Source organism: Aliinostoc maniaoense (assembly GCF_058172895.1).
Genome location: NZ_CP187952.1, coordinates 4,068,999 through 4,091,475 on the forward strand (window position 1 = coordinate 4,068,999; position 22,477 = coordinate 4,091,475).

At 42.3% G+C, this 22,477-nt stretch carries 22 protein-coding genes; 15 read left to right on the forward strand and 7 right to left on the reverse strand.

All coding sequences use genetic code 11. The features are described from left to right. Nucleotides 1-19: 19 nt before the first annotated feature. Entirely contained in the window at nucleotides 20-1,003 is a 984-nt protein-coding gene (gene hpnA / locus ACPZ3T_RS17595; RefSeq protein WP_490270761.1) for a hopanoid-associated sugar epimerase, read from the reverse strand. Beyond that, nucleotides 1,003-3,639, reverse strand: a complete 2,637-nt coding sequence (locus ACPZ3T_RS17600; protein ID WP_490277258.1) for an efflux RND transporter permease subunit — start codon at nucleotides 3,637-3,639, stop codon at nucleotides 1,003-1,005. Before ACPZ3T_RS17600 ends, hpnA begins: the two co-directional genes overlap by 1 nt. Between ACPZ3T_RS17600 and ACPZ3T_RS17605 the strand changes: the two genes are divergently transcribed. The 3 genes from ACPZ3T_RS17605 (at nucleotide 3,563) to ACPZ3T_RS17615 (ending at nucleotide 5,622) form a co-directional block, all read left to right on the forward strand. After that, the gene (locus tag ACPZ3T_RS17605; protein WP_490277423.1) at nucleotides 3,563-3,859 is read left to right on the forward strand and encodes a hypothetical protein; all 297 of its coding nucleotides are present in this window, start codon (nucleotides 3,563-3,565) and stop codon (nucleotides 3,857-3,859) included. The genes ACPZ3T_RS17600 and ACPZ3T_RS17605 overlap by 77 nt on opposite strands. Nucleotides 3,860-3,864: 5 nt before the next feature. Continuing rightward, nucleotides 3,865-4,566, forward strand: a complete 702-nt coding sequence (locus ACPZ3T_RS17610) for a 5'-methylthioadenosine/S-adenosylhomocysteine nucleosidase family protein (protein WP_490270762.1) — start codon at nucleotides 3,865-3,867, stop codon at nucleotides 4,564-4,566. A 117-nt stretch (nucleotides 4,567-4,683) separates the two neighbouring features. Next, nucleotides 4,684-5,622 (forward strand): ribonuclease Z, encoded by a 939-nt coding sequence (locus tag ACPZ3T_RS17615; RefSeq protein ID WP_490270763.1) that lies wholly within the window; start codon nucleotides 4,684-4,686, stop codon nucleotides 5,620-5,622. A gap of 149 nt (nucleotides 5,623-5,771) precedes the next feature. Here ACPZ3T_RS17615 and ACPZ3T_RS17620 read toward each other — a convergent pair whose 3' ends face one another. Beyond that, entirely contained in the window at nucleotides 5,772-6,464 is a 693-nt protein-coding gene (locus ACPZ3T_RS17620) for a DUF8619 family protein (protein ID WP_490270764.1), read from the reverse strand. 93 nt (nucleotides 6,465-6,557) lie between these two features. Beyond that, complete coding sequence (gene dapB, locus ACPZ3T_RS17625; RefSeq protein ID WP_490270765.1) at nucleotides 6,558-7,394, reverse strand: 4-hydroxy-tetrahydrodipicolinate reductase; 837 nt, start codon at nucleotides 7,392-7,394, stop codon at nucleotides 6,558-6,560. Here dapB and ACPZ3T_RS17630 point away from each other — a divergent pair. After that, nucleotides 7,383-7,598, forward strand: coding sequence for a hypothetical protein (locus ACPZ3T_RS17630; protein WP_490270766.1), 216 nt, complete (start codon nucleotides 7,383-7,385; stop codon nucleotides 7,596-7,598). The genes dapB and ACPZ3T_RS17630 overlap by 12 nt on opposite strands. Nucleotides 7,599-7,617: 19 nt before the next feature. On the opposite strand, the gene ACPZ3T_RS17635 is transcribed toward ACPZ3T_RS17630, so the two are convergent. After that, on the reverse strand, nucleotides 7,618-8,373 hold the full coding sequence (locus ACPZ3T_RS17635) for an ABC transporter ATP-binding protein (protein WP_490270767.1): 756 nt from the start codon (nucleotides 8,371-8,373) through the stop codon (nucleotides 7,618-7,620). A gap of 211 nt (nucleotides 8,374-8,584) precedes the next feature. On the opposite strand from ACPZ3T_RS17635, the gene ACPZ3T_RS17640 reads away from it, so the two are divergent. Continuing rightward, nucleotides 8,585-10,225 carry an iron uptake porin gene (locus ACPZ3T_RS17640; protein ID WP_490277259.1) on the forward strand — a complete coding sequence of 547 codons (1,641 nt, stop codon included), beginning with the start codon at nucleotides 8,585-8,587 and terminating at the stop codon, nucleotides 10,223-10,225. A 43-nt stretch (nucleotides 10,226-10,268) separates the two neighbouring features. Continuing rightward, nucleotides 10,269-10,526 (forward strand): hypothetical protein, encoded by a 258-nt coding sequence (locus ACPZ3T_RS17645; RefSeq protein ID WP_490270768.1) that lies wholly within the window; start codon nucleotides 10,269-10,271, stop codon nucleotides 10,524-10,526. A gap of 605 nt (nucleotides 10,527-11,131) precedes the next feature. On the opposite strand, the gene ACPZ3T_RS17650 is transcribed toward ACPZ3T_RS17645, so the two are convergent. Together ACPZ3T_RS17650 and uvsE are read right to left on the reverse strand one after the other, a co-directional pair. Further along, nucleotides 11,132-12,730 carry an Hsp70 family protein gene (locus ACPZ3T_RS17650; protein ID WP_490270769.1) on the reverse strand — a complete coding sequence of 533 codons (1,599 nt, stop codon included), beginning with the start codon at nucleotides 12,728-12,730 and terminating at the stop codon, nucleotides 11,132-11,134. A gap of 57 nt (nucleotides 12,731-12,787) precedes the next feature. After that, nucleotides 12,788-13,735 (reverse strand): UV DNA damage repair endonuclease UvsE, encoded by a 948-nt coding sequence (gene uvsE, locus ACPZ3T_RS17655; protein ID WP_490270770.1) that lies wholly within the window; start codon nucleotides 13,733-13,735, stop codon nucleotides 12,788-12,790. A gap of 275 nt (nucleotides 13,736-14,010) precedes the next feature. Here uvsE and ACPZ3T_RS17660 point away from each other — a divergent pair, with 275 nt between their 5' ends. The 9 genes from ACPZ3T_RS17660 to hypB all read left to right on the forward strand — a co-directional run bounded on the left by ACPZ3T_RS17660 (nucleotide 14,011) and on the right by hypB (nucleotide 22,400). Next, nucleotides 14,011-14,229, forward strand: coding sequence for a hypothetical protein (locus tag ACPZ3T_RS17660; RefSeq protein WP_490270771.1), 219 nt, complete (start codon nucleotides 14,011-14,013; stop codon nucleotides 14,227-14,229). A gap of 157 nt (nucleotides 14,230-14,386) precedes the next feature. Further along, nucleotides 14,387-15,556, forward strand: coding sequence for an NHL repeat-containing protein (locus ACPZ3T_RS17665; protein ID WP_490270772.1), 1,170 nt, complete (start codon nucleotides 14,387-14,389; stop codon nucleotides 15,554-15,556). A gap of 111 nt (nucleotides 15,557-15,667) precedes the next feature. Continuing rightward, on the forward strand, nucleotides 15,668-18,115 hold the full coding sequence (hypF, locus tag ACPZ3T_RS17670; RefSeq protein ID WP_490270773.1) for a carbamoyltransferase HypF: 2,448 nt from the start codon (nucleotides 15,668-15,670) through the stop codon (nucleotides 18,113-18,115). Between the two features lie 93 nt (nucleotides 18,116-18,208). Further along, on the forward strand, nucleotides 18,209-18,490 hold the full coding sequence (locus ACPZ3T_RS17675) for a HypC/HybG/HupF family hydrogenase formation chaperone (protein WP_490270774.1): 282 nt from the start codon (nucleotides 18,209-18,211) through the stop codon (nucleotides 18,488-18,490). Nucleotides 18,491-18,557: 67 nt separating this feature from the next. Beyond that, nucleotides 18,558-19,691, forward strand: coding sequence for a hydrogenase formation protein HypD (gene hypD / locus ACPZ3T_RS17680; RefSeq protein WP_490270775.1), 1,134 nt, complete (start codon nucleotides 18,558-18,560; stop codon nucleotides 19,689-19,691). 54 nt (nucleotides 19,692-19,745) lie between these two features. Continuing rightward, nucleotides 19,746-19,961 (forward strand): tautomerase family protein, encoded by a 216-nt coding sequence (locus tag ACPZ3T_RS17685; RefSeq protein ID WP_066380276.1) that lies wholly within the window; start codon nucleotides 19,746-19,748, stop codon nucleotides 19,959-19,961. A gap of 115 nt (nucleotides 19,962-20,076) precedes the next feature. Then, the gene (gene hypE / locus ACPZ3T_RS17690) at nucleotides 20,077-21,180 is read left to right on the forward strand and encodes a hydrogenase expression/formation protein HypE (RefSeq protein ID WP_490270776.1); all 1,104 of its coding nucleotides are present in this window, start codon (nucleotides 20,077-20,079) and stop codon (nucleotides 21,178-21,180) included. Nucleotides 21,181-21,198: 18 nt separating this feature from the next. After that, nucleotides 21,199-21,540, forward strand: a complete 342-nt coding sequence (gene hypA / locus ACPZ3T_RS17695) for a hydrogenase maturation nickel metallochaperone HypA (protein ID WP_490270777.1) — start codon at nucleotides 21,199-21,201, stop codon at nucleotides 21,538-21,540. After that, the gene (hypB, locus tag ACPZ3T_RS17700; protein ID WP_490270778.1) at nucleotides 21,531-22,400 is read left to right on the forward strand and encodes a hydrogenase nickel incorporation protein HypB; all 870 of its coding nucleotides are present in this window, start codon (nucleotides 21,531-21,533) and stop codon (nucleotides 22,398-22,400) included. The genes hypA and hypB overlap by 10 nt, the downstream gene beginning before the upstream one ends. The last annotated feature ends 77 nt before the right edge of the window (nucleotides 22,401-22,477 follow it).

Below are 22,477 nucleotides of genomic sequence, written 5' to 3' on the forward strand. Positions count from 1 at the left end.
TTTAGTCCTGAATCAGAACTTAATTGACATAACCATTGGCTACAAACCAATCTACAGCGTCTTTAAGGGCGAGATTCACAGGAGATTGGGGTAAACCTAATTGTTGGACAGCTTTTGAGGCATCGTAATACATAGATTGTTGTGCCATCCGCACACCATCCAGGGGAACTGAGGGATTTTTACCTAAAGGTGCAAGCATCTTTTCGTCAATCCAGGCGACACCTAGAGGTAGCCAGTTAGGAACAGTGCGTTGGGGTGCGGGTATTCCTGTGATCTGTGCGAGTTGCTCTAGCAATTGTTTGAGAGTAAGATTTTGATGGCCTAAAATATAGCGATCGCCTGTTTTGCCTTTTTGCAATGCTAGTAAGTGTCCCCAGGCCACATCTCGCACATCAATAAAGTTAAGTCCGGTGTTGACGTAGGCGGGCATTTGTCGCCGCAAAAATCGCAAGATAATCTCCCCTGTAGGTGTGGGTTTAATATCTAATGCCCCTATAGGACTGCTGGGATTGACAATTACGATATCTTGGCCATTAGCTACAGCTTGCATGGCTACTTGTTCGGCGAGGAACTTCGATTTTTTGTAATCCCCAACGAGCTTTTCTACAGGGCTTTGGTGAGTTTCATCGACGACTTGACCCGATGCACCCACCCCAATAGCTGCCACGGAACTAGTATATACAGTGCGCTCAATGCCAGCTTTTTGGGCGGCACTCAAGACATTAGCTGTCCCCTCAACGTTGTGACGGTAAAGTAAATATCGGTCTTTTTGCCAGAGGGAATAATGGGCGGCAACATGAAATAGATACTTGCAACCAAGCATCTGCTCCCACAACTCTGGATAATTGAGATTCCCCTTGACAATTTCTACATTTAACCCTCGGAGGTTGCCCAAGTTGCTGTGAGGGCGTACCAGTGCTTTGACTGAGTATCCCTGTTGCAGCAACAAGCGCACCACATGAGAGCCGATAAAACCAGTCCCCCCTGTGACAAAGACTTGCATTAGTTTTTCACCTTTTTAAACCTGGGAAACCAATCGTCTAAGATGGCGTAGACTACGGGGATCACAATCAAGCTGAGGATAGTAGAAGTCACTAAACCACCAGCAATAGCTACAGCCATAGGCGATCGCAATTCTGAACCTGCACCAAAACCTAACGCAATAGGTAACATCCCTAAAATGGTGGAAACGGTAGTCATCATAATTGGCCTAAGTCTGACTGGCCCCGCTTTGAGTATGGCTTCAGTTCGCTCTAGTCCGGTTTGGCGTAGTTGATTAATGTAATCTACCAAGACAATGGCGTTTTTGTTTGCCAGTCCCAGCAAGAAGACAAAGCCAATCAGGGAAATCATGCCAAAGTCACTCTTGGTAAACAGTAGTGCTAGCATTGCTCCCACAACTGCTAAGGGTAGGGAAACACCAATCACTACCGGATCTACCCAACTTCTAAACAATAAAATCAACACGCCGACGATACATAGTGCAGATAAGACCAAAGTAGAAGCAAAACTGCCAAACACTTCATTTTGACGGGCAGAATCTCCCCCTAAATCTAAAGTGATATCAGCAGGTAAAACTCCTTGTGCTTCTGCCACAATTTTGTCTGTAGCATCACCCAAAGTTAAATCCTTACCCAAGTTGGCACTAATATAGGCTACCCGTTGACTGTTGAGCCGTTCAATCTGCAAAATTTGCCCTGTATTTTTGGTATCTCCTGTAACTGTGACATCCGCAAATCCTGGGATTTTGGTAATCCGGTCTTTAATGGTGTTAGCAGCTTGGCTCAAGGCTTTGAGGTCATTACCGCGTAGTGATATCTGTAAAGGCTTTTGTCCGCCAGTATCGACAAATTGAATATCTTCGACGCTGGTAGTAACACCGGGAAGTTTCGGCAAGGTTTGGCGTAATTGGTCTTGTAATTCTGCGGTTTTTATACTGCGGTTTTCCTTGAGTTTGACATAAAGTGTCCCTTTATTCGGTTCACCCTCACGAGAACCAACAGTAGTAAATACTGTTTCCACATCTGGAGACTTCCTCACCACCGCTTCTAATTTTTTTGCCACCTCTAGGGAGTCATTCAGGGGATTGGGGATGGGGATTGGGGACTGGGAAGATAAAGAAAAACTACTACCTTGTCTACCTTGTCTACCTTGCTCCCCTAGTCTCTGCAAGGCTGCTAAATCAGGAACTTGAGGCAGAGGCGCGGTGTAGGTAATATTAAATTCGCCTCTATCTAATTTGGGGATAAATCCTTTGGGAATCAAGGGAATGAGAGCAATTCCAGCCACAAAACTGAGTACAGCTAAGGCAATTACTATTGTGCGGTGGTTTAAAGACCAAGCGAGTAAGTTACGATAAGCGTTGGTGAAATAGATCCCAATGTTGTTTACTCCCCTACGCCGAGAAGTTGTAGCAGATGGTTTTGGTTTGAGCCAGTAGATAGATAATACTGGTGATAAAGTCCGCGCCACTAATGTAGAAGCTATATAGGCGGCGGAAACTGTAATCCCAAATGGTTTGAAAAACTGTCCCACTACTCCACCCATCAACCCAATAGGTAAGAACACTGCTACTGATGTAGCAGTTGTAGCGACTACTGTTAAGCCGATTTCATCGGTAGCTGAGTATGCAGCTTGCTTGGGACTTTGACCTTCTTCGATGTGCCGCGTGATATTTTCGACATCAATGATGGCATCATCAATCACACTACCAATAACTAAAGCTAACGCTAATAGCGTAATTGTTTCCAGGTTAAAGCCAAAAATCGCCATGACAATAAATGTCGCCAACAAAGATGTTGGAATGGCTAAGGCAGAAATGAGAGTGGCGCGCCAATTCCATAAAAATGGGAAAATTACCACAATCGCCAAGACTATAGCTTCTATCAAGGCATCTATAGTTGACTGGGTGGCATTGTGAATATATTCTGCTTGGGTAGCGGCTAGGGTGAGTTGAATATCTGAGAAGTTAGTGCGGAGTGTTTGCACTTCCTTTTCCACTCGACTGACTACTTCCAAGGTGTTAGCATCACCACGCTTGATGACTTGAAATGCCAGGGCGTTTTCACCATTAAATCTGACTAAATTGCCTCCTCCTTGAGCTAAAGCCGCCGTTGGAGTATTGGCATTAATTGGAGGGGTTGGGCTAGAAGCACCTAATAGTGAGACTTTTAGCACTCCTGGTAATTTAGCGATCGCAGGTATAATCTGATCATTTGCCAGCTTGGTCAAATCATTGAGACTCTGTGTAGAACTCTCAATGGCATAACTCACGGCTGCTGATTCATTTAAGTTCAAGGGAATAATTTGATAATTTGCTCCCTGGGGTAAAGTCAGCTGTTTGAGTGCTGTTTCGACGCTGCGAGTCGATGTTTCTAGATTTGTACCAACAGTAAAAGACAAGCTAACAGCAGCTTGTCCAGGATAACTAGATGAGCGAATATCCTCCAGTCTTTCTAGAGAACGTAGGCGTTCCTCTATGGGTTTGGTAAGTTGGGCTTCTGTGTCTAAAGCATTTACCAACCCAGGCGCAGTAGCATTCACCACGACTACCGGAAAGGTAATGTCTGGAAACAGAGCATACTTGAGGGAACTGAAAGCTAGAATCCCAGCCACAGCCACCGCTATCCAAAAACTCACCGTCAGCCATGAAAATTCAATAGCTAATCGGGAAATATTAAAACGCTCTCGTGCAGATTTTGCGCTACTTAGCTTTGCCATCTTGGAAAATCATCACGCGGAAGAGATAATTATTTGTCATGCTACATTAATCATTGTCATGTTTGCGAGTTATGTTTTGGGGGGCAGGGGCAGGAGCAGGGGGCAGGGGGCAGGGAGACAAGGGAGACAAGGAAGATAAATCAATTGGTAATTTCAACAATTTTAGTGCCGCAAGGTGCAGAGTATGGGGCGGTGTGTCGTGGTTTAAATCAATTGAGTGGTAAAAGGCCTGATGTTGTAGCCATACCAATAGGTGTTAAAGCTGTCAATACATATTTAGAAACATGGTCAAAAAGTCAAGACTTTGGCACTAAAATCACAGCAGAAGTCTTAGTGATGGGTTTATGCGGTAGCTTGAAGCAACAGTACAAAGTTGGGGATATTGTGCTGTATGAAAATTGTGTTTATCACCAAAAACGCCAAGAATGCAGTCATCAACTTAATACACATATTCACTCAACAGTCAACAGTCAAGCCTCAACAGTTAATATAATTAAATCATTAACAAGCGATCGCATAATTTGTTCCGCCGCCGACAAACTTGACCTTGGTGAAACAATGAATGTTGATGTTGTTGATATGGAAGGTTTTGCTGTCCTTGACTTCTTCCATCAAATGGGGGTAGAAGTAGCAATGTTAAGGGTAGTTAGTGATGATTGTCACCATGATATCCCTGACTTAACGGCAGCCATCAACCCGAATGGTTCTCTTAAACCTCTATCTTTAGCAAAAATATTTATCCAACAACCAATTGCAGCCACTCGCCTCATTCGAGGTTCTTTACAAGCATTAAAAGTCTTAGAACAAGTCACAAAATCGCTGTTCTCTAACCCTAATTTTCACTGAAAATCAATACAAAACTTGTAGATACGGCGATTTATCGCTTCTGTGCGATCGCACTATTGTAAATTGACTAACCATGCCACTATATAAAACAGAGCAAGAAAAAGGCTAGAAAACGCTGTGCAGATCACATTTTTGGGAACGAGTTCCGGTGTACCTACAAGATCACGTAATGTTTCTAGTGTTGCCCTCAGATTACCGCAAAGGGCAGAACTCTGGTTATTTGACTGTGGCGAAGGTACTCAACACCAACTATTACGGAGTGAACTAAAAAGCAGCCAGCTATCCCGAATATTTATTACTCATATGCACGGCGACCATATTTTTGGGTTGATGGGGCTGCTGGCTAGTTGTGGTTTAGCTGGTAATGTACAAAGAGTGGATATTTATGGGCCACCTGGATTAAATGACTATATCCAAGCTGCTTCACGCTACTCCCATACACATTTTTCTTACCCTATTAAAGTTCATGCTGTTCGTCCGGGTGTCATCTATGAAGATGAAGAATTTACGGTAAGTTGCGGTATTTTGCATCACCGCATTACAGCTTTTGGCTATCGCGTAGCCGAAAAAGACCGCACCGGACGCTTTGATGTGGAAAAAGCTAAAGCCTTACAAATTCCGCCTGGTAAGATTTATGGTCAACTCAAACGCGGTGAAACCGTGACTCTAGAGGATGGCCGAGTTATTCATGGTACAGAATTATGTGGCCCTACAGAATTAGGGCGTAAGTTTGCCTATTGTACAGACACAATTTATTGTGATGGTGCTGTCGAATTAGCTCAAGATGCTGATGTGTTAATTCATGAAGCTACCTTTGCTCATCAAGATGCAGAAATGGCTTTTCAAAGGTTGCACTCGACAACTACAATGGCAGCACAAACAGCTTTAGCGTCGGGAACACATAAACTGATTATGACTCATTTTAGCCCCCGGTACGCTCCTGGGAATGTTTTAGATTTAAGAGATTTACTCAAAGAAGCCCGCGCTATTTTTCCAAATACAGATATGGCTCATGATTTCATGATTTATGATATTCCCCGCCGACGAGAACTTTAACAGTTATCAGTTATCAGTTATCAGTTATCAGTCAAGAGTGATGTGTTTATCGTTGGTGAAACACCACACCAATTGGTGGAGTGCGTTGGTGTGCTGTAAAACCGCACCATACGCCGATGATTTCTGTTCACCCAACACCCAGCACTGATTTAATCTTGTCTGCGACGAGGACGGCGGGAGTTTTGTTTTCTTGATTGTCGGTTTTCCCGTAGACGACTGCTAACTTCATCAAAGAAATCTCTGCGAATGTAAGGATAATCACTTACCCAAATATTCCGACTGGGAATATAAACATCAGTAAAATCTTCAATTTCGCTCAAATCTGGGCGATTTGACATGAGAATCATTTCTGCTATCTGTCCACGAGTAATTTCTTTATGAAAAGGACGCAATGGGGCTTGTAATTCAACACTAAAGCCTGTATCGTCACCAACTTCAATATTAATCCGCTTTTCCCGGTTTTCGACAATCACCAGTTCGCCTTTACTGTTGACGGTTTCTTGTTTGCCAATTAACTTGTCTGTAATCCACCAATCAAGAATCCTACCCCGGAAAAAGCCACTATATTTGTAACGGCGGCATTGGACATTCCGTAGACTGGCTTGAAATATGGGATACCACATCCAAAACAGTGCGGCGACGATTCCTACAAAAAATAATATGGGGCTAGTTACCAACCGAAACAGCACCTTTACCAGCAGAATCGCAGCCACAACTACTACGGAAATCAACAGACGTTGCAAAAAATTGGCAAACTTCCCCCAATAATACTTGTACTGTGGGCCAGTCGCAATCAGGGGAATGAGTTGTTCAAATTTCTGGCGAGTCAGTGGGACAAGCATAATAAATAGGGATAAGAGGCAGGGGGCAGGGGGCAGGGGGCAGGGGGCAGGGGGCAGGGGGCAGGGGTAGAAACTCTAGACTAAAGTGGGTGGCTAGAGGATTTTTTCTAAGCCATATACTAATGACTTTAACTGTAAAACTTTGCGAATTGCTAGTAATACTCCTGGCATATAGCAAGCGCGATCGCTGGTATCATGGCGTAATGTATAAATTTGTCCTGGTGCGCCAAAAATTACTTCTTGATGGGCTATCAGTCCAGGCAACCTTACACTATGTATTCTAATCCCTTCCCCAGCTAAACTACCTCTAGCCCCTGGGATTTTCTCCGTTTCTTCTACAATTGCTGGGTTAAAAGTTTTACCCATCTCAGTTAGTAATTGAGCCGTTTGAATGGCTGTCCCACTAGGCGCGTCTGCTTTTTGGTTGTGATGCAGTTCAATAATTTCTACGTGATCAAAATATTGTGAAGCGGTGACGGCGGCTTGTTGTAGTAGTACCATGCCAATGGAGAAGTTGGGAATAACTAAACAACCTGTACTAGCTTTTTCGGCAAAGTCCGCTAAATCTTGCAGTTGTTCTGGACTTAACCCCGTAGTCCCTACCACAGGACGAATCCCGTAGGCGATCGCACTCCGCACGTTATCGTAAACTGAATCAGGATGGGTAAAGTCTACTATCACCCCAGGAGGCCCTTGCCTTTCCCCAGCTACATAGCCCAACATCGGCTCTAGTTGGTTAGTAATGGGTATTTCCAACGGTTCTGCTAAACCTGCTAGTTCCCCAGCATCTTTACCTTGATGTTCTGCACTGTGGTCAATTGCGCCCATCAGGTTTAAATCTGGTGCTTGTGCTACCGCCTTCACCACCTCACGACCCATTTTTCCAGCCGCACCATTCACAATTACCGGGATAGGAGCTTGATTCGTCATAATTACAACTATAGTTTTTTCAATCAACCAGGGATTTATTGTAGAGAGTTTAGTGCGCCACTGGCTAGTTCTTTATTCAGAAAGGTAGGGGGCAGGGGAGCAGGGGGGCAGGGGGCAGGGGGAGACAAGGGAGACAAGGGGGACAAGGGAGACAAGGGGGACAAGGGAGCAGAGGTAGAAAAACTCTTGAATTTTGAATTTTGAATTTTGAATTGATACACCCCTACACCCTATTCAAATCTTCAGGAGTTAAGTCAGAATGTACAACTTGACCATCCCGAAACCAGACAATACGCCGGGTTTGACGGGCAACTTCTGGTTCATGTGTCACCATAACTACTGTAATCCCACTGGTATTGAGTTCAGTAAAAATATCTAATACTTCTTGCGTTGTGTGTGAATCGAGTGCGCCGGTAGGTTCATCGGCGAGGAGAACAACGGGACGGTTGACAATAGCACGGGCGATCGCTACCCTTTGCTGTTGTCCCCCTGATAGTTGAGTGGGTTTATTATTCATCCGATTGGCTAAACCGACTTTGGTGAGTGCTTCCGCAGCGCGATCGCGTCTTTCGCTAGGATTAATACCAGCATAGATCATCGGCAGCATCACGTTTTCTAATGCGCTGAGTTGGGGTAATAAGTGGAATTGTTGGAAAACAAACCCCAGTTTTTTGTTACGAATATGTGCTAAGTCTGCGTCGTTCATTTGCGCCACATCGACATTATCTAAATAGTAATGTCCTGTGGTGGGGCGATCTAGACAGCCGATAATATTCATAGCCGTGGATTTACCAGAACCGGAAGGCCCCATAATGGAACAGTATTCACCTTCATAGATCACCAAATTTACATCATTGAGGGCTTTAACTTCGGTTTCCCCACTGCCGTAGATTTTAAAGATGTTTTCTAACCGAATGATTGTTGATTGTGGTACAGGATTAGGAACTAATGAATCACTGATAGAAATAGTTTTTGCCATAAGAATTTAAGTTATTACTCATTACTATTTCTATCCTACACCCTCAAACTTTATACCCCTGCCCCCTGCTCCCTGCCCTCTACCCCTTCACAGTAATTATACCGTGGTTTCTGTAGTCTTTGCCCAATATACTCTATGCGTAATAATATGCAAGTGAGTAGGTAAAACATTGAACAATCATCTAATTCCCAGGCATCAACATCAACTTTGGATGATTCTATGTTTACTAATTGTAGAAGCAACGGGAATCAACCAAAAAGCGATCGCTCAAGAAAACCCTTTACCAGAAACACAAGAAACCATAGATTTAAACTCTCACTCTAGTGTCTTCCTTCCTGTAGAACAGCTAGAAGGGATGGCACAAGTGACATCAGTTTCCCAATTAGAGGATGTACAATCTACAGACTGGGCATTTCAGGCATTACAGTCTTTAGTAGAACGCTACGGTTGTATAGCCGGTTATCCCAATGCCACATATCAAGGTAATAGAAGTATCAGCAGGTATGAATTTGCCGCAGGTATCAATGCTTGCTTAAGTCGCATTAATGAGCTAATTGCTACAGCTAGCAATGATCTGGTCAAGAAAGGAGATTTAGGGAAACTGCAAAAATTAGAGGAAGAATTTGCGGCTGAATTAGCAACTTTGCGGGGTCGAGTTGATAGTTTAGAAGCGCGTACTAGTCAAATCGCCGCTCAACAATTTTCTTCCACAACTAAACTTAGTGGTTTATTAATTACTGGGGTGCAAGGGCGGAGTCATAATCGTGGTGATGTTAACCCTAGAGACGGCAACAAAGATACGGATGATGCTGGTACAAATATTAACATGATTTCTCTGGCACAGCTATCTTTAAAAAGCCAACTCACTCCCCGTAGTTATCTAGTAACAAGTTTTTTGTACGGTATTGGTAGCACATCACCTAGATTTACAAATAGCGTTTCTCGTCATGATGTATTACTCAGCTACGAATATCCTACAGATAACAAATTGATTATTAATAACCTGCGTTATCATTGGTTGCTCACAGACAATTTAGCAGTGATGTTCGGTACAAAAGGGGTCAGTATGGTATCTGCTTTCCGAGGCCCTAATCGGGTAGAAAGTGCTGCTACTGGTGCGTTATCTCTGTTTGCCCAAAGAAACCCTATTTTAAATATAGGATTTGGTGATGCTGGTGTAGCTATCGACTGGCAACTGGCTAAACGCATCAGTTTACAAGGGGTTTATTCTAGTTATCAGACTAATGCAGCTAAACCCGGATTTATTGATGGCAATACTACTACTGGTGTGCAGCTATTACTAACACCTAGTGATAACTTAGATTTGAGTTTGTATTACGTTAACAACTACTCTCCTAATGGTTGTTTGTTAAGTTTTGTAGGTGATGAATGTTTAACGGTCAATTCCCAGCCTTTACAAACTAATGCCGTTGGTACGACGGTGACTTGGCAAATCTCGCCTCGTGTGACTTTAGGTGCATGGGGTGGTTACACAAATTCTCACATTCCAGGGAGTTCGGGTCATGTAGAGACTACCAATTATATGGTATTTATGAATTTTCCCGATTTATTTGCTGAAGGTAATTTGGGTGGCATTTATGTTGGCCAGCCTCCTAAAATTATTAGCAGTAACTTAGCTAATGGTAATAATGTCCCTGATGCGATTAGTTCTGGTAGAGGACTGGCAGGAGGACAACCAGGAACTACCACCCAAATTGAAGCGTTTTATCGTTTCCAGGTAAATGATAATATCAGCATTACCCCTGGGATAATTCACATTTTAGAACCCGGTCATACCCCAGACAATGATCCTGTGACTATTGGTATAGTCAGGACTAGTTTCATTTTTTAAACCGCAGTTATTTGCTTATTAATTAGGGTGCAACTACTGTTTCATGGCGGGATGGTCGAAAATTTTACTAGATATGGGAATCCTAGGGTTAGGTTTATTCTCTACTGATGACACATTATTATTAGAATTGGCAGTAATAATTTCTTTACTCTCGCTAGAACTATCAGAGCTACTTGCTTTAGGGTTTGAAAGTGTATTTGGCGTAGGAATTACTTCTGAAGAGATAGATACAGAATTAATAGATTTATTATCTGATTCACTAACAATATTAGCTTGGCATGGTAATAAAATCAAAGTTTGACTAACTACTAAAATTGCTCCTAACAGATGACGCGTTGAATAATTCATGTTGATGTTCTAGTTAGATACATCAATAGGTTAGAGTTTGCATACCTTGAAAGCAAAGGTAAATTTTACGGAAATATTTGGATGAATTTTCCAGAAAGTTGTGGCTATTTAATAGTAGATTTATTTAAATAAATGTAGGTTTTTTATATATTTGAGGTGGGTTATTTAAAATTTGTGTAAAGCCTAACACCATAAAATATGATGATAATTTTATATCTATTGCCATATCTTCACGCTTTAGATTTTTACCTCAAGATTGATGCAATTGAGAATGGCGATCGCTGATATAGCAATTCCCAGTTAAGTGAGGTACAGATAATATTTTGAAACGCAGCGAAAAGTTCTGGAGGAGGGTTTCCCTCCGTAGGAAACTTTTCAAGACAGAGGAGCGCAGAGTAAAGCGCATACCGCCAAGGGCGGAACCCGAAGGGTAGGTACGCAGAGATTCATACCTCAGCAGACTAGGAAACGCTATGAGTAGAGCTTGCTGAAAAAGTCTTCCAGTAGAGCATGAGAACGGGTTTGAGGGAACAGTTTTCCTCTTGCCCCCTAAATGATTTAACTCAACTGGGCGACGAGTTGATTTTCTAATAAGGTTTCACTGGTTAACAAATCCTCAACGGTGATTCTTAAAAACCTTTGCTGATCAACTTGAAATAAAATTTTAATGCGATCGCTCCCCGGAAAACCAGGCGGTGTGAGTTGAGCTATAGTTCTTGCACCTGCTTGCTCATTCAAGGGTTTGACGCTGATGACACCACTATCTAAACGGCGGGTAATTAAGCGATCGCCATCAAAATATACTTCAGTTCCCCCTGTTTCCGCACCCAGTTCACCAATAATTAACTCAATACTAGGCTGATTCTCCAAGGAAGCACCCAAGTATAATTCTACTGGCTGAGTCATGGGGTAGGCTTGCCCGGCTTTAATGATCGGATGCCAATTATGGCGTTGATTACGGCGATCCCAATACCTTACACCATAGCTATGATAGAGAAAATCTTTGATTTCTACGCCTTGGGATAGTTGCAATGCACCTTGGGCGATCGCTTCAAAGGGACGTTCACAACGAATCTTTTCTGGTGTAAAATATTGCCTTACCCATGTCTGCACTGCTGGTAATTGTACTGTCCCACCCACCAACAACACTGCGTTAATATCTGCTAATTCAATTCCTTGGCGGCGCGCTTGCTGCAATAGATTCGTCATCGACTCATCTAATTGTTCAAAAAAGGCGTGTTCTTTGAGGATATTTTCTAGGGTGTCGCGGTTTAATTCTAGTTCGTAAGTTTCAAAGGTTTCATCATTAAAATAAACTTCGCTGGCTTGGGGTTGGCTAGATAGTTGAATCTTGACTTTCTCAGCCAGTCGCATTGTTAAGGGACTAACCGCTAAACCTTGAGTTTTGGAGAAATAATCTACTAACCAATGATCAATATCTGTACCGCCTAAATTCTGCCCGGCTTTGGCTAATACACGGGCAGTTTTGACTTTTTGTTTGGAGTCTTCTGCTAGGGATTTATTACCCCATTTGAGTAGAAAGCCTACGGGTTTGGTATTGGCTTGGTTGCTTTTATTTAACTGCACCAGGGATAAATCTAAAGTCCCACCACCGAAATCAATCACTAAGAGATTTTCTGCATCGGCTAAACCATAGCCTAAAGCGGCGGCTGTGGGTTCGTCTAGCATCCGCACTTGTTCGACGGGTAAGGCAAGGCATACTTTACCTAGCCAATAGCGGTAGGCCTCAAAGCTATCTACGGGGACGGTTAAGACTAGGGAATCTAAGCCGCCTTCTTGGGGTGCGAGTTGTTGAATGACTTGGGTGAGAAACCATTGTCCCACCTGTTCAAAGGTGACGGTTTGTCCGTCTAGTTCTGGGAGGAAACCTTGAATATCTGAGCCGATGCCGCGTTTGAAGCTGCGGAAAAATCTCGTGTCGGTTTTAAGGTCAAGACCGCGATCGCGTACTTGTTGCCCTACTATCACTTTACCTTGGTTGGCATCTTCTATGTAAACTAAGCTGGGAATTAATGGGGGGTTGAGGCTTTGTTGTATGGATAAGCCTGATAGGGTAAGGGTTTCGGGCTGTTGGGTGACTGGATTCCAACGAGCAATGACTGTGTTGCTTGTACCAAAATCGATTGCGATCGCCATAGTCTAAGTTTGTTTCGCGCAAAGGCGCAAAGACGCAAAGGGTGTTTGAGGTTGAAACTATTGTGCCATAAGCCACCATGAGCGCAGATGTGAAATTGCAACTTCTTTTTGTTTGGCTTCGATTTCTATCCAGGGGGCTTGATGGTATATGTTGGGCATGGCGGTGATTAAATCGCTGTGTTTTCTGTCGTTGAATGTTTGTTCGCCGTTGGAAATGTGGACTAATTGCCAGTCTGGATTTGTCCAGGTTGCTCTGGCGGCGTAAAACATGGTTTCGACGCTGGGATGATTGTAACTGTCTAGTTTTTCATGGCAAATATGATGATGGGCATCAAATACCATCGGGATTTGGGCTTGTTGGCAGACTGCTGCAATTTCTTCGGCACTGTAGGCGTATTCGTCGTTTTCTAGTGTTAAACGGTTTTTGATGTTGGCTGGTAATTCGCAGATGACTTTGATTAGTTGTTGGCTACGTTGGGATTTACCGCCATGAATATTCATTAATGACCAGGGTGAACGAGGTAAGCCGAGTAAATCAAGGGTGCGGGCGTGTCTGGCTAAGATTTTGATGCTGGTTTCTACGATTTTGGGGTCATCAGAACTCAGGACTACATATTGATCTGGGTGCAGTACCATTCTGATGTTCAATAATTGGGCTTTTTCACCGATTTTCCCTAGTTCAGCACTCATTTGTTCTAAGATATTCGCGCCAATTTCGTCTTCCATGTCACTGAGGGGAAACAATGCTGAAGACATTCGATAGAGGCGCATCTCGTTGTCTGCACAGAAAGATAAGGCATCGTGCAAACGCTGTAGGTTATGTTGATACAGTTCCTTTAATGCCATTTCACGCTGATGCAAGTCAAGTTTGAGATAGCGTGTGCGTGTCATTGTCCGAAACCGGACTTTTTTGTCAACAGTAATGCAAACCAGTCCTAATTCTGGTGTAACGGTGTTATTTAACTTTGCTGTCTCAGGTAAATTATTTAACTGGGTTGCAGTCATTGATTTATCTATATTTTGTGTACCACTTCATTTAACTGAATTTATCTGGTGGGTGTGGAGTATCTCAAGCCGGATTTTGTAGGGATTTCGACACTTTAGCCGTAAACAGAACCAAAGGCAGAAAGTCAAAATTTAGATATGTACCTTTTGGCAGTGCTGTCAAGATTATGAAATATTTATTAATATAAGTATAAGCCTAGGGTTAGGAGTGCAAAGAGTTCAAAATAAACATTTTTCCCAAATCAGTCAATTCTCTTACAAAGGAGCAAAGGAGTATGAAAGACCAGCCACAGTCAGACTCTAAGGAGTTCTTAGGTAATCTCAAGAATGGTATTTGGCTGTTCGGCCTTTCTTCTTGGGTATTCGGGATAACTGACCGCAGTATTGCATCTTTTGCTGATGGCTATTTATCTGCATTGGATTTGACACAACTATTTACAGCCGCTACTTTCTTTGTCGCATGGTTATTTTTGAAGCCAGCATCTAGGGTTTAGGAACTTCCATCGCTCTATATCTAGAACAGGACTGACGCACCCTACAAGAGATAAAAAACTGCGATCGCGGATACATTGTGTAAGTCCCTTATCCTCTTAAATAAGAATTAGCATCTATTCGCGCCTGATTTATCTCCCCATTACTTCTAGACTAACTTTGCAACAAAAAGTAACAACAATTCCCCCACCTCTACCCTTATCACCCCAAGGTGCAGAGGTGATTTTAGGTGACATTCCCAACCCAGAATTATTAGCGATTCCTTTAGCACCAACGCCTACCACAATGTTTGGCCCCCGTGGTGCTTGTTTAGTATCTGAAAACGGCTCATTATGGGTATCAGACACCGGACATCATCGTTTATTAGGATGGCGTAATTTACCTACAAAAGATAGTCAACCGGCTGACTGGGTAATTGGACAGCCAGACTTTTATCATGAAGGACAAAATGCGAAAGGTACGCCAGGAAGAAATACTTTCAGTGTCCCGACGGGGATTTGTGTATGTGGTGAAGGTTTAGCAGTTGCAGATGCTTGGAATCATCGGGTTTTAATTTGGCATAAATTACCAGAAGATAGCAATGTTCCCGCCGATTTAGTATTAGGACAAGCTAACTTTACTGATAATCAACCTAACAGGGGAAGTCATCAGCCTGCGGCTTATACTATGCACTGGCCTTATGGTATTTTTTATCATCAAGGTAAGTTATTTGTAGCAGATACAGGTAATAGAAGATTATTAATTTGGCAGCAGTTACCAACAGAAAATGGTCAACCGGCTGATATAGTTCTAGGACAGCCAGATATGACATCTCGGAATGAGAATGGCGGCGGTTCTCCCACTGCGGCGAGTATGCGTTGGTGTCATGATATTGCAATGTGGAATGATAATTTAGTTGTCACCGATGCGGGTAATAATCGGGTGATGATTTGGCAAGGGATACCAACAGAAAATAATGCCCCTTGTGCGGTGGTTTTAGGACAGAAAAGTTTTGATGTTGTAGAGATGAACCAGGGAGTTTATTTTCCTAGTGCGAGTAGTTTGAGTATGCCTTATGGTGTAGCTGTGGCTGGGGAATGGTTATTAGTTGCGGATACTGCTAATTCTCGATTGCTAGGATGGAAGCAGCCAAAGTCAATATTATCATTGCAGGGTGCTGTAGCAGATGGAATTGTGGGACAAGACAACTTTCACAGTAAAAGCGAAAATCGCAACTTTGGAATACCCACGCGCCACAGCTTAAATTGGTGTTACGGAATAAAAGTTTGTGGTAAAACGGCGGTAATCTCGGATTCTGGCAATAACCGAATCTTGCTATGGCGGACTTAAATCAGTTAACAGTTAACAGTTATCAGTTATCAGTCTTACTATATGCTGTCGGGACTATTCAAAATTCAAAATTAAGCTACCCAGGTATGTCTATTCAGTTCACATTACTTTATGAAGTTTGAAGAAATCAGAGTTCGCGGTACTGTACAGGGGGTAGGATTTCGCCCTACAGTTTACCGTCTGGCTAAAGCCTGCGGTTTGCGGGGAGATGTTTGTAATGATGGGGAAGGTGTGTTAATTCGGGTAGTTGGAGATGAAACCGAATTAACCCAATTCGTTACTAGATTACAGTCGGAATGTCCTCCACTGGCAAAAATCACGGAACTTGTCAGAACTCCCTATGCTGGAGAGTTGCAGCTTGATGATTTTGTCATTTCAGGGAGTGTTAGCGGTGTTTCTAAAACTCAAATCTCCCCTGATGCGGCGACTTGTCCCCAGTGTCAGCAAGAAATTTTTGACCCCTTTAGCCGCTTTTATCGCTATCCTTTTACCAACTGTACCCACTGCGGCCCCCGTTTAAGTATTATTCGCGCCATCCCTTACGACAGATGCAACACTAGTATGTCTGCGTTTGTCATGTGTCCCCACTGCGAGGACGAATATCACGATGTCGAAAATCGCCGCTTTCACGCCCAACCTGTAGCTTGTCATGTATGTGGCCCTCAAGCTTGGTTAGAACGGGCTGATGGTAAACCTGTGACGGCTTCTATGTTCTCGATGTTAGATGATGTGGATGCTGTTTGTACATTGCTGCAAAAAGGTGAAATTGTCGCTATTAAGGGTATAGGCGGTATTCATCTGGCTTGCGATGCGACACAAGAGGCGGCTGTACAGAAATTACGTCAACGTAAGCAGCGTTATGATAAACCCTTCGCCTTGATGGCGCGGGATATTGCAATTATTGAACAATACTGTTTTGTTAACGATAAGGAACGCGAGTTATTAACAAGCCCAGCCGCACCTATTGTATTGTTACAAAAAAAGAGACTAGGGACTAGGAAAGCAAATGAAAAAAAATCCCATGCCCAATGCCCAATGACGGCAGTTGCTACAACGGAGGAAACCTCCGCAACGCACTGCCTCCCCAATGCCCCATGCCCAATAGCCCCTTCAGTAGCACCAGGACAAAATACTCTTGGTTTCATGCTACCTTATACGCCTTTACATCATTTAATTCTGCGGCGGATGAATCGCCCGATTGTGTTAACTAGTGGTAATCTTTCCGATGAACCCCAATGTATAGATAATGATGAAGCTAGAGAAAAATTAAGTCACATTGCTGATTATTTTCTCTTACATAATCGAGAGATTGTGAATAGAGTAGATGATTCTGTGGTGCGAGTTGTTGATAATAAATTACAAACAATTCGCCGGGCTAGAGGTTATGCGCCAGCACCAATAAAATTACCACCAGGATTTGATAATGTCCCGCCGATTTTAGCAATGGGGAGTGAATTAAAAAATACCTTTTGCTTATTACGAGAAGGGGAAGCTATTCTCTCACAACATTTAGGAGATTTAGAGAATGCTGCGGCATTGAATGCTTATCAAGATACGCTCAGTTTATATTTAAACTTATTTGAACATCAACCACAAGCGATCGCAGTTGATTTACACCCCGAATATCTCTCTACAAAACTCGGTAAAGAACTCGCCACAGCAAACAATCTCCCCCTTTATCTCATCCAACATCATCACGCCCATATCGCCGCTTGCATGGCAGAAAATGGTATTCCCCTAGACACAACCCCAGTTTTAGGTATTGCTTGCGATGGTTTAGGCTATGGTGGAGATGGTAAACTATGGGGAGGAGAATTTCTACTAGCTGATTATCGCCAATTTAAACGCCTAGCTACATTTAAACCAGTAGCAATGATTGGTGGCGAACAAGCAATTTATCAACCTTGGCGAAACACCTACGCCCATTTACTAGCTGCCAATCTTTGGGATGATTGCCAACAACAATACACTGATTTAGAAATATTACAAATTTTAAATCAAAAGCCCATAAAACTGCTGAATCAGCTTATTGAAAAAGGTATTAACGCTCCCTTAGCCTCCTCAGTCGGCAGACTATTTGACGCTGTAGCGGCGGCTATAGGCATTTGTCCAGAAGAATGTAGCTATGAAGGACAAGCTGCGATCGCACTTGAAGCCATAGCCGATATTAACACATTAAATAATCCTAAAGAAATAGCACCCTACCCTTTTCACCTGAGCTTTTCAGATAGTATTTATTGTATAGAGTCTCGCCCCATGTGGCAATGCTTGCTTAATGACCTCAAGCAAGGCGTTCCTCAGTCAGTCATAGCTGCTAAATTTCATCAAAGTTTAGCTAATGTCATTGTAGAAATGGTTAACCGCCTAAGTCAAGAAAACATAATTAATCAAGTTGTCTTAACAGGAGGAGTATTTCAAAACACCATTTTATTAAACCTATTAAAAACCCAATTAAAAAACCTACAAATTAACGTCCTAACCCACAGCCTAATTCCCACAAATGACGGTGGTTTATCACTAGGACAAGCCCTAATCACAGCCTCCCTCAAAAATTCCTGAATACCCACCCAAAAACCTTCTCTTATACCTTTGCGTCTTTGCGCCTTTGCGCGAACAAAAATATATTATTCCACCCCACCAAGGAACATACAAATGTGTTTAGGAATCCCCGGACAAATAGTAGAAATCACCGACACTAACCAAAAACTAGCCATAGTAAACATTGGTGGAGTAAAACGCCAAGTAAACATCGCCTGCATAGTTGACGAACAACATCCCCCCGAATCATGTTTAGGAGATTGGGTATTAGTTCACGTTGGTTTCGCCATGAATAGAATCAACGAACAAGAAGCAGCCGAGACACTTAAATTATTAGAAGAAATCGCGTTAGTGACAGTAGGAAGGGGGGCAGGGGGCAGGGAGCAGGGGGAGTAAGAAAAAGAAAGCCCTACCCATTCCCTATTCCCTATTCCCCATTCCCTATTCCCCATTCCCCAAAATCATGAAATACGTAGACGAATTTAGAGAACCAGAAAAAGCCGCAGCCTTACGCCGAGAAATAGAAAAACTCAGCTATCAATTAGATAAACACATTAAAATTATGGAAGTATGCGGCGGGCATACCCATTCTATTTTTAAATACGGTATTGAAGCAATCTTACCAGCAAATATTGAACTAATTCATGGGCCTGGTTGTCCAGTGTGCGTCATGCCCAAGGGTAGATTAGATGATGCGATCGCAATTTCCCAAAACCCCAACGTCATTTTAACAACCTTTGGCGACACCATGCGCGTCCCTGGCTCGAAATATAGCCTCCTACAAGCAAAGGCACAAGGCGCAGATATTCGCATGGTTTACTCGCCTTTAGATAGCCTGCAAATCGCTAAAAATAACCCCGATAAAGAAGTAGTATTTTTTGGTATCGGCTTTGAAACCACCGCACCCAGCACCGCTTTTACCATCCTCCAAGCTGCTGAAGAAAACATTCAAAACTTTAGTATGTTTACTAATCACGTCCTCGTGATTCCCGCTTTAGAAGCCTTACTAGATAACCCCGATTTACAACTAGATGGATTTGTCGGGCCTGGTCATGTCAGTATGGTAATTGGCACTGCACCATATGAATTTATTTCCCAAAAATATCACAAACCAATAGTTGTTTCCGGTTTTGAACCTTTAGATATTCTCCAATCAATTTGGATGCTGTTACAGCAACTAGTAGAAAATCGGTGTGAAGTCGAAAATCAATACAACAGATTAGTCCAAAAAGAGGGAAATCAAGTAGCACTAAAAGCCATGAATCAAGTATTTGCAGTCCGCGAAACTTTTGAATGGCGGGGCTTAAATGAAATTCCCAACTCCGGCTTAAAAATTCGCCCAGAATATGCCCAATTTGATGCTGAATTAAAATTTACCATTCCTAACCAAAAAGTAGCCGATCATAAAGCCTGTCAATGCGGCGAAATTCTTAAAGGAGTGCTGAAACCTTGGCAATGTAAAGTATTTGGGACAGCTTGTACACCCGAAACCCCAATTGGGACTTGTATGGTTTCATCTGAAGGGGCTTGTGCAGCATACTATAAATATGGCAGATTTTCGACTGCAATGCCACAAACAGCAGTTGTCTCTCCATAACCTCCAAAAAAGCAGCGATACACTCCACACAACAACACTGCGAGGAACATTTGTATGCCATTTGTCACCGTCAAAATTGCCAGAGGACACTCCATCGAGAAAAAAAGACACTTAGTAGAAGCCATTACTAATGCGATGGTTGCAGCATTAGATACTAAGCCCGAATGGATTACAATTCACATCGATGAATTTGAGCGAGAAAACTGGGCTGTTAATGGTATTTTACACTGCGATCGCCATCGTGGTAGACACGACGAAACAGGTAGATAAAACTGACAAGTAAATAGTAAGGTGTGTTACCACTCATCGTTAACACACCTTACATAAAAATACATAAACAACTCTGAATTACGAATTACGAATTACGAATTACGAATTATAAAAAATGGATTTATCAAAAACCAACTCAATTCCTCATCCTCTCTTACAAAAAATCACTCAAGTTCGCCGTCGCCATAATAAAGTTAAAGATACCCATATTACCCTCGCACATGGTAGTGGTGGTAAAGCCATGCGCGATTTAATTGATGATATTTTTGTCAGTAGTTTTGATAATCCCATTCTCTCCCAATTAGAAGACCAAGCCAGCTTTAATTTATCCCAACTTTTACCACAAGGAGATAGACTCGCTTTCACCACCGATTCCTATGTTGTAGATCCCCTATTTTTCCCCGGTAGCGACATCGGAGAATTAGCCATTAACGGTACAATTAATGATTTAGCAGTCAGTGGTGCTAAACCTTTATACTTAACTTGTAGCGTCATTTTAGAAGAAGGATTACCCACAGAAACCCTGCGGCGTGTTGCTAGTAGTATGAAAACATCTGCCCAAAAAGCAGGCGTGCAAATTGTCACCGGAGATACTAAAGTAGTTCACCGTGGCGCGGCTGATAAACTATTTATTAACACGGCTGGTATTGGCATTATCCCCACAGGCGTTAACATTTCCTCCCATAATATTCAACCCGGCGATGCCATCATTATTAATGGTGAATTAGGCAATCATGGCACAGCAATTTTAATTGCCCGTGGTGAATTAGCATTAGATACTAACATTGAAAGTGATTGTCAGCCATTACATGAATTAGTTGCTACTATCCTCAATGTTTGTCCTGAAGTTCACGCCATGCGGGACGCAACTAGAGGAGGATTAGCGACAGTTTTAAATGAATTTGCCTTAACTTCTAATGTCGGTATCCGCATTCATGAAGCCTCGATTCCTGTGCGGGAAGAAGTTAAAGGAATGTGTGAGATTTTAGGGTTAGACCCCTTATATTTAGCCAATGAAGGTAAATTAGTAGTAGTAGTCAAAGGTGAACAAGCCGAAACCGTTTTAGCCGCTATGCAATCTCATCCATCTGGAAAAAATGCGTGTATTATTGGTGAGGTTGTTGATTCACCTAACGGTGTAGTTTTATTAAAAACTGCCTTCGGTACAGAACGAATTATTGATATGTTAGTTGGTGATCAATTACCCAGAATTTGTTAGTCAAGAGTAGATATTTTCATGCACGAACTAGGAATTACTCAAAATATTGTTGCCATTGTCAGTGAATATGCTCAAGGCGCGAAAGTCAGCAGAGTTACAGTAGAAATTGGCAAGCTATCGGCAATTATGCCAGAGGCGATTAACTTTTGTTTTGATATTTGCACCCAAAGCACACTTCTAGAAGGTGCAACATTAGAAATTATTGAAATTCCTGGTTTAGCTAAATGTCGGCAATGTGGCCAAGAATTTGCCATCGACAAACCATTTGGTATATGTCAATGTGGTAGCGTTCACTTAGATATTCTGACTGGTGAAGAACTCAAAATTAAAGAGATAGAGGTTGAGGAAGTATGTGTGTAACTTGCGGTTGTTCTGATGATGCTGAGGGCAAAATTACTAACTTAGAAACTGGTGAAATGGAACACAATCACCATCATCATACCCACACTTTACCTGATGGTACAGTGATTACCCATGCCCATGATCACGAACATCATCATCACCATCACCACGACCATGAAGCCCCCCATATTCATGCTAAAATTCATGGCACAACCATATCTTTAGAACAAGAAATTTTAGGTAAAAATAATCTTATAGCTGCCCAAAATCGCGGATGGTTTAAAGGTCGTAATATTCTCGCATTAAATTTAATGAGTTCTCCCGGTGCGGGGAAGACAACGCTGTTAACTCGCACAATTAATGATTTAAAAAATCAACTACCGATAAATGTCATTGAAGGCGACCAAGAAACAATTAATGATGCACAAAAAATTAAAGAAACAGGCTGTAAAGTTATACAAATTAACACTGGTACAGGCTGTCATTTAGACGCATCAATGATTGAAAGAGGGTTAGAACAACTTAACCCGCCATTAAACTCAGTTTTGATGATTGAAAATGTGGGTAATTTAGTTTGTCCAGCTTTATTTGACTTAGGAGAACAGGCGAAAGTTGTAATTCTTTCAGTGACAGAGGGAGAAGATAAACCAATTAAATACCCGCATATGTTCCGCGCTAGTGAGATTATGATTCTCACCAAAATTGACTTATTACCCTATGTTAACTTTGACGTGCAGCGTTGTATAGAATACGCCCAACAAGTTAATCCCAATATCCAAATTTTTCAAGTTTCTGCAACTACAGGTGCAGGCTTAGACAGTTGGTATAAATGGCTAACAGAAAAAGTTTTGAACTATTCAAATTTGGTCAACGCTTAAGCAATGTAATAATCTAGTTCGTAGTAAGGACTTTAGTCCTAAAAACCTCGGTTTCTTTAGGAAATTGGGGTTTTATG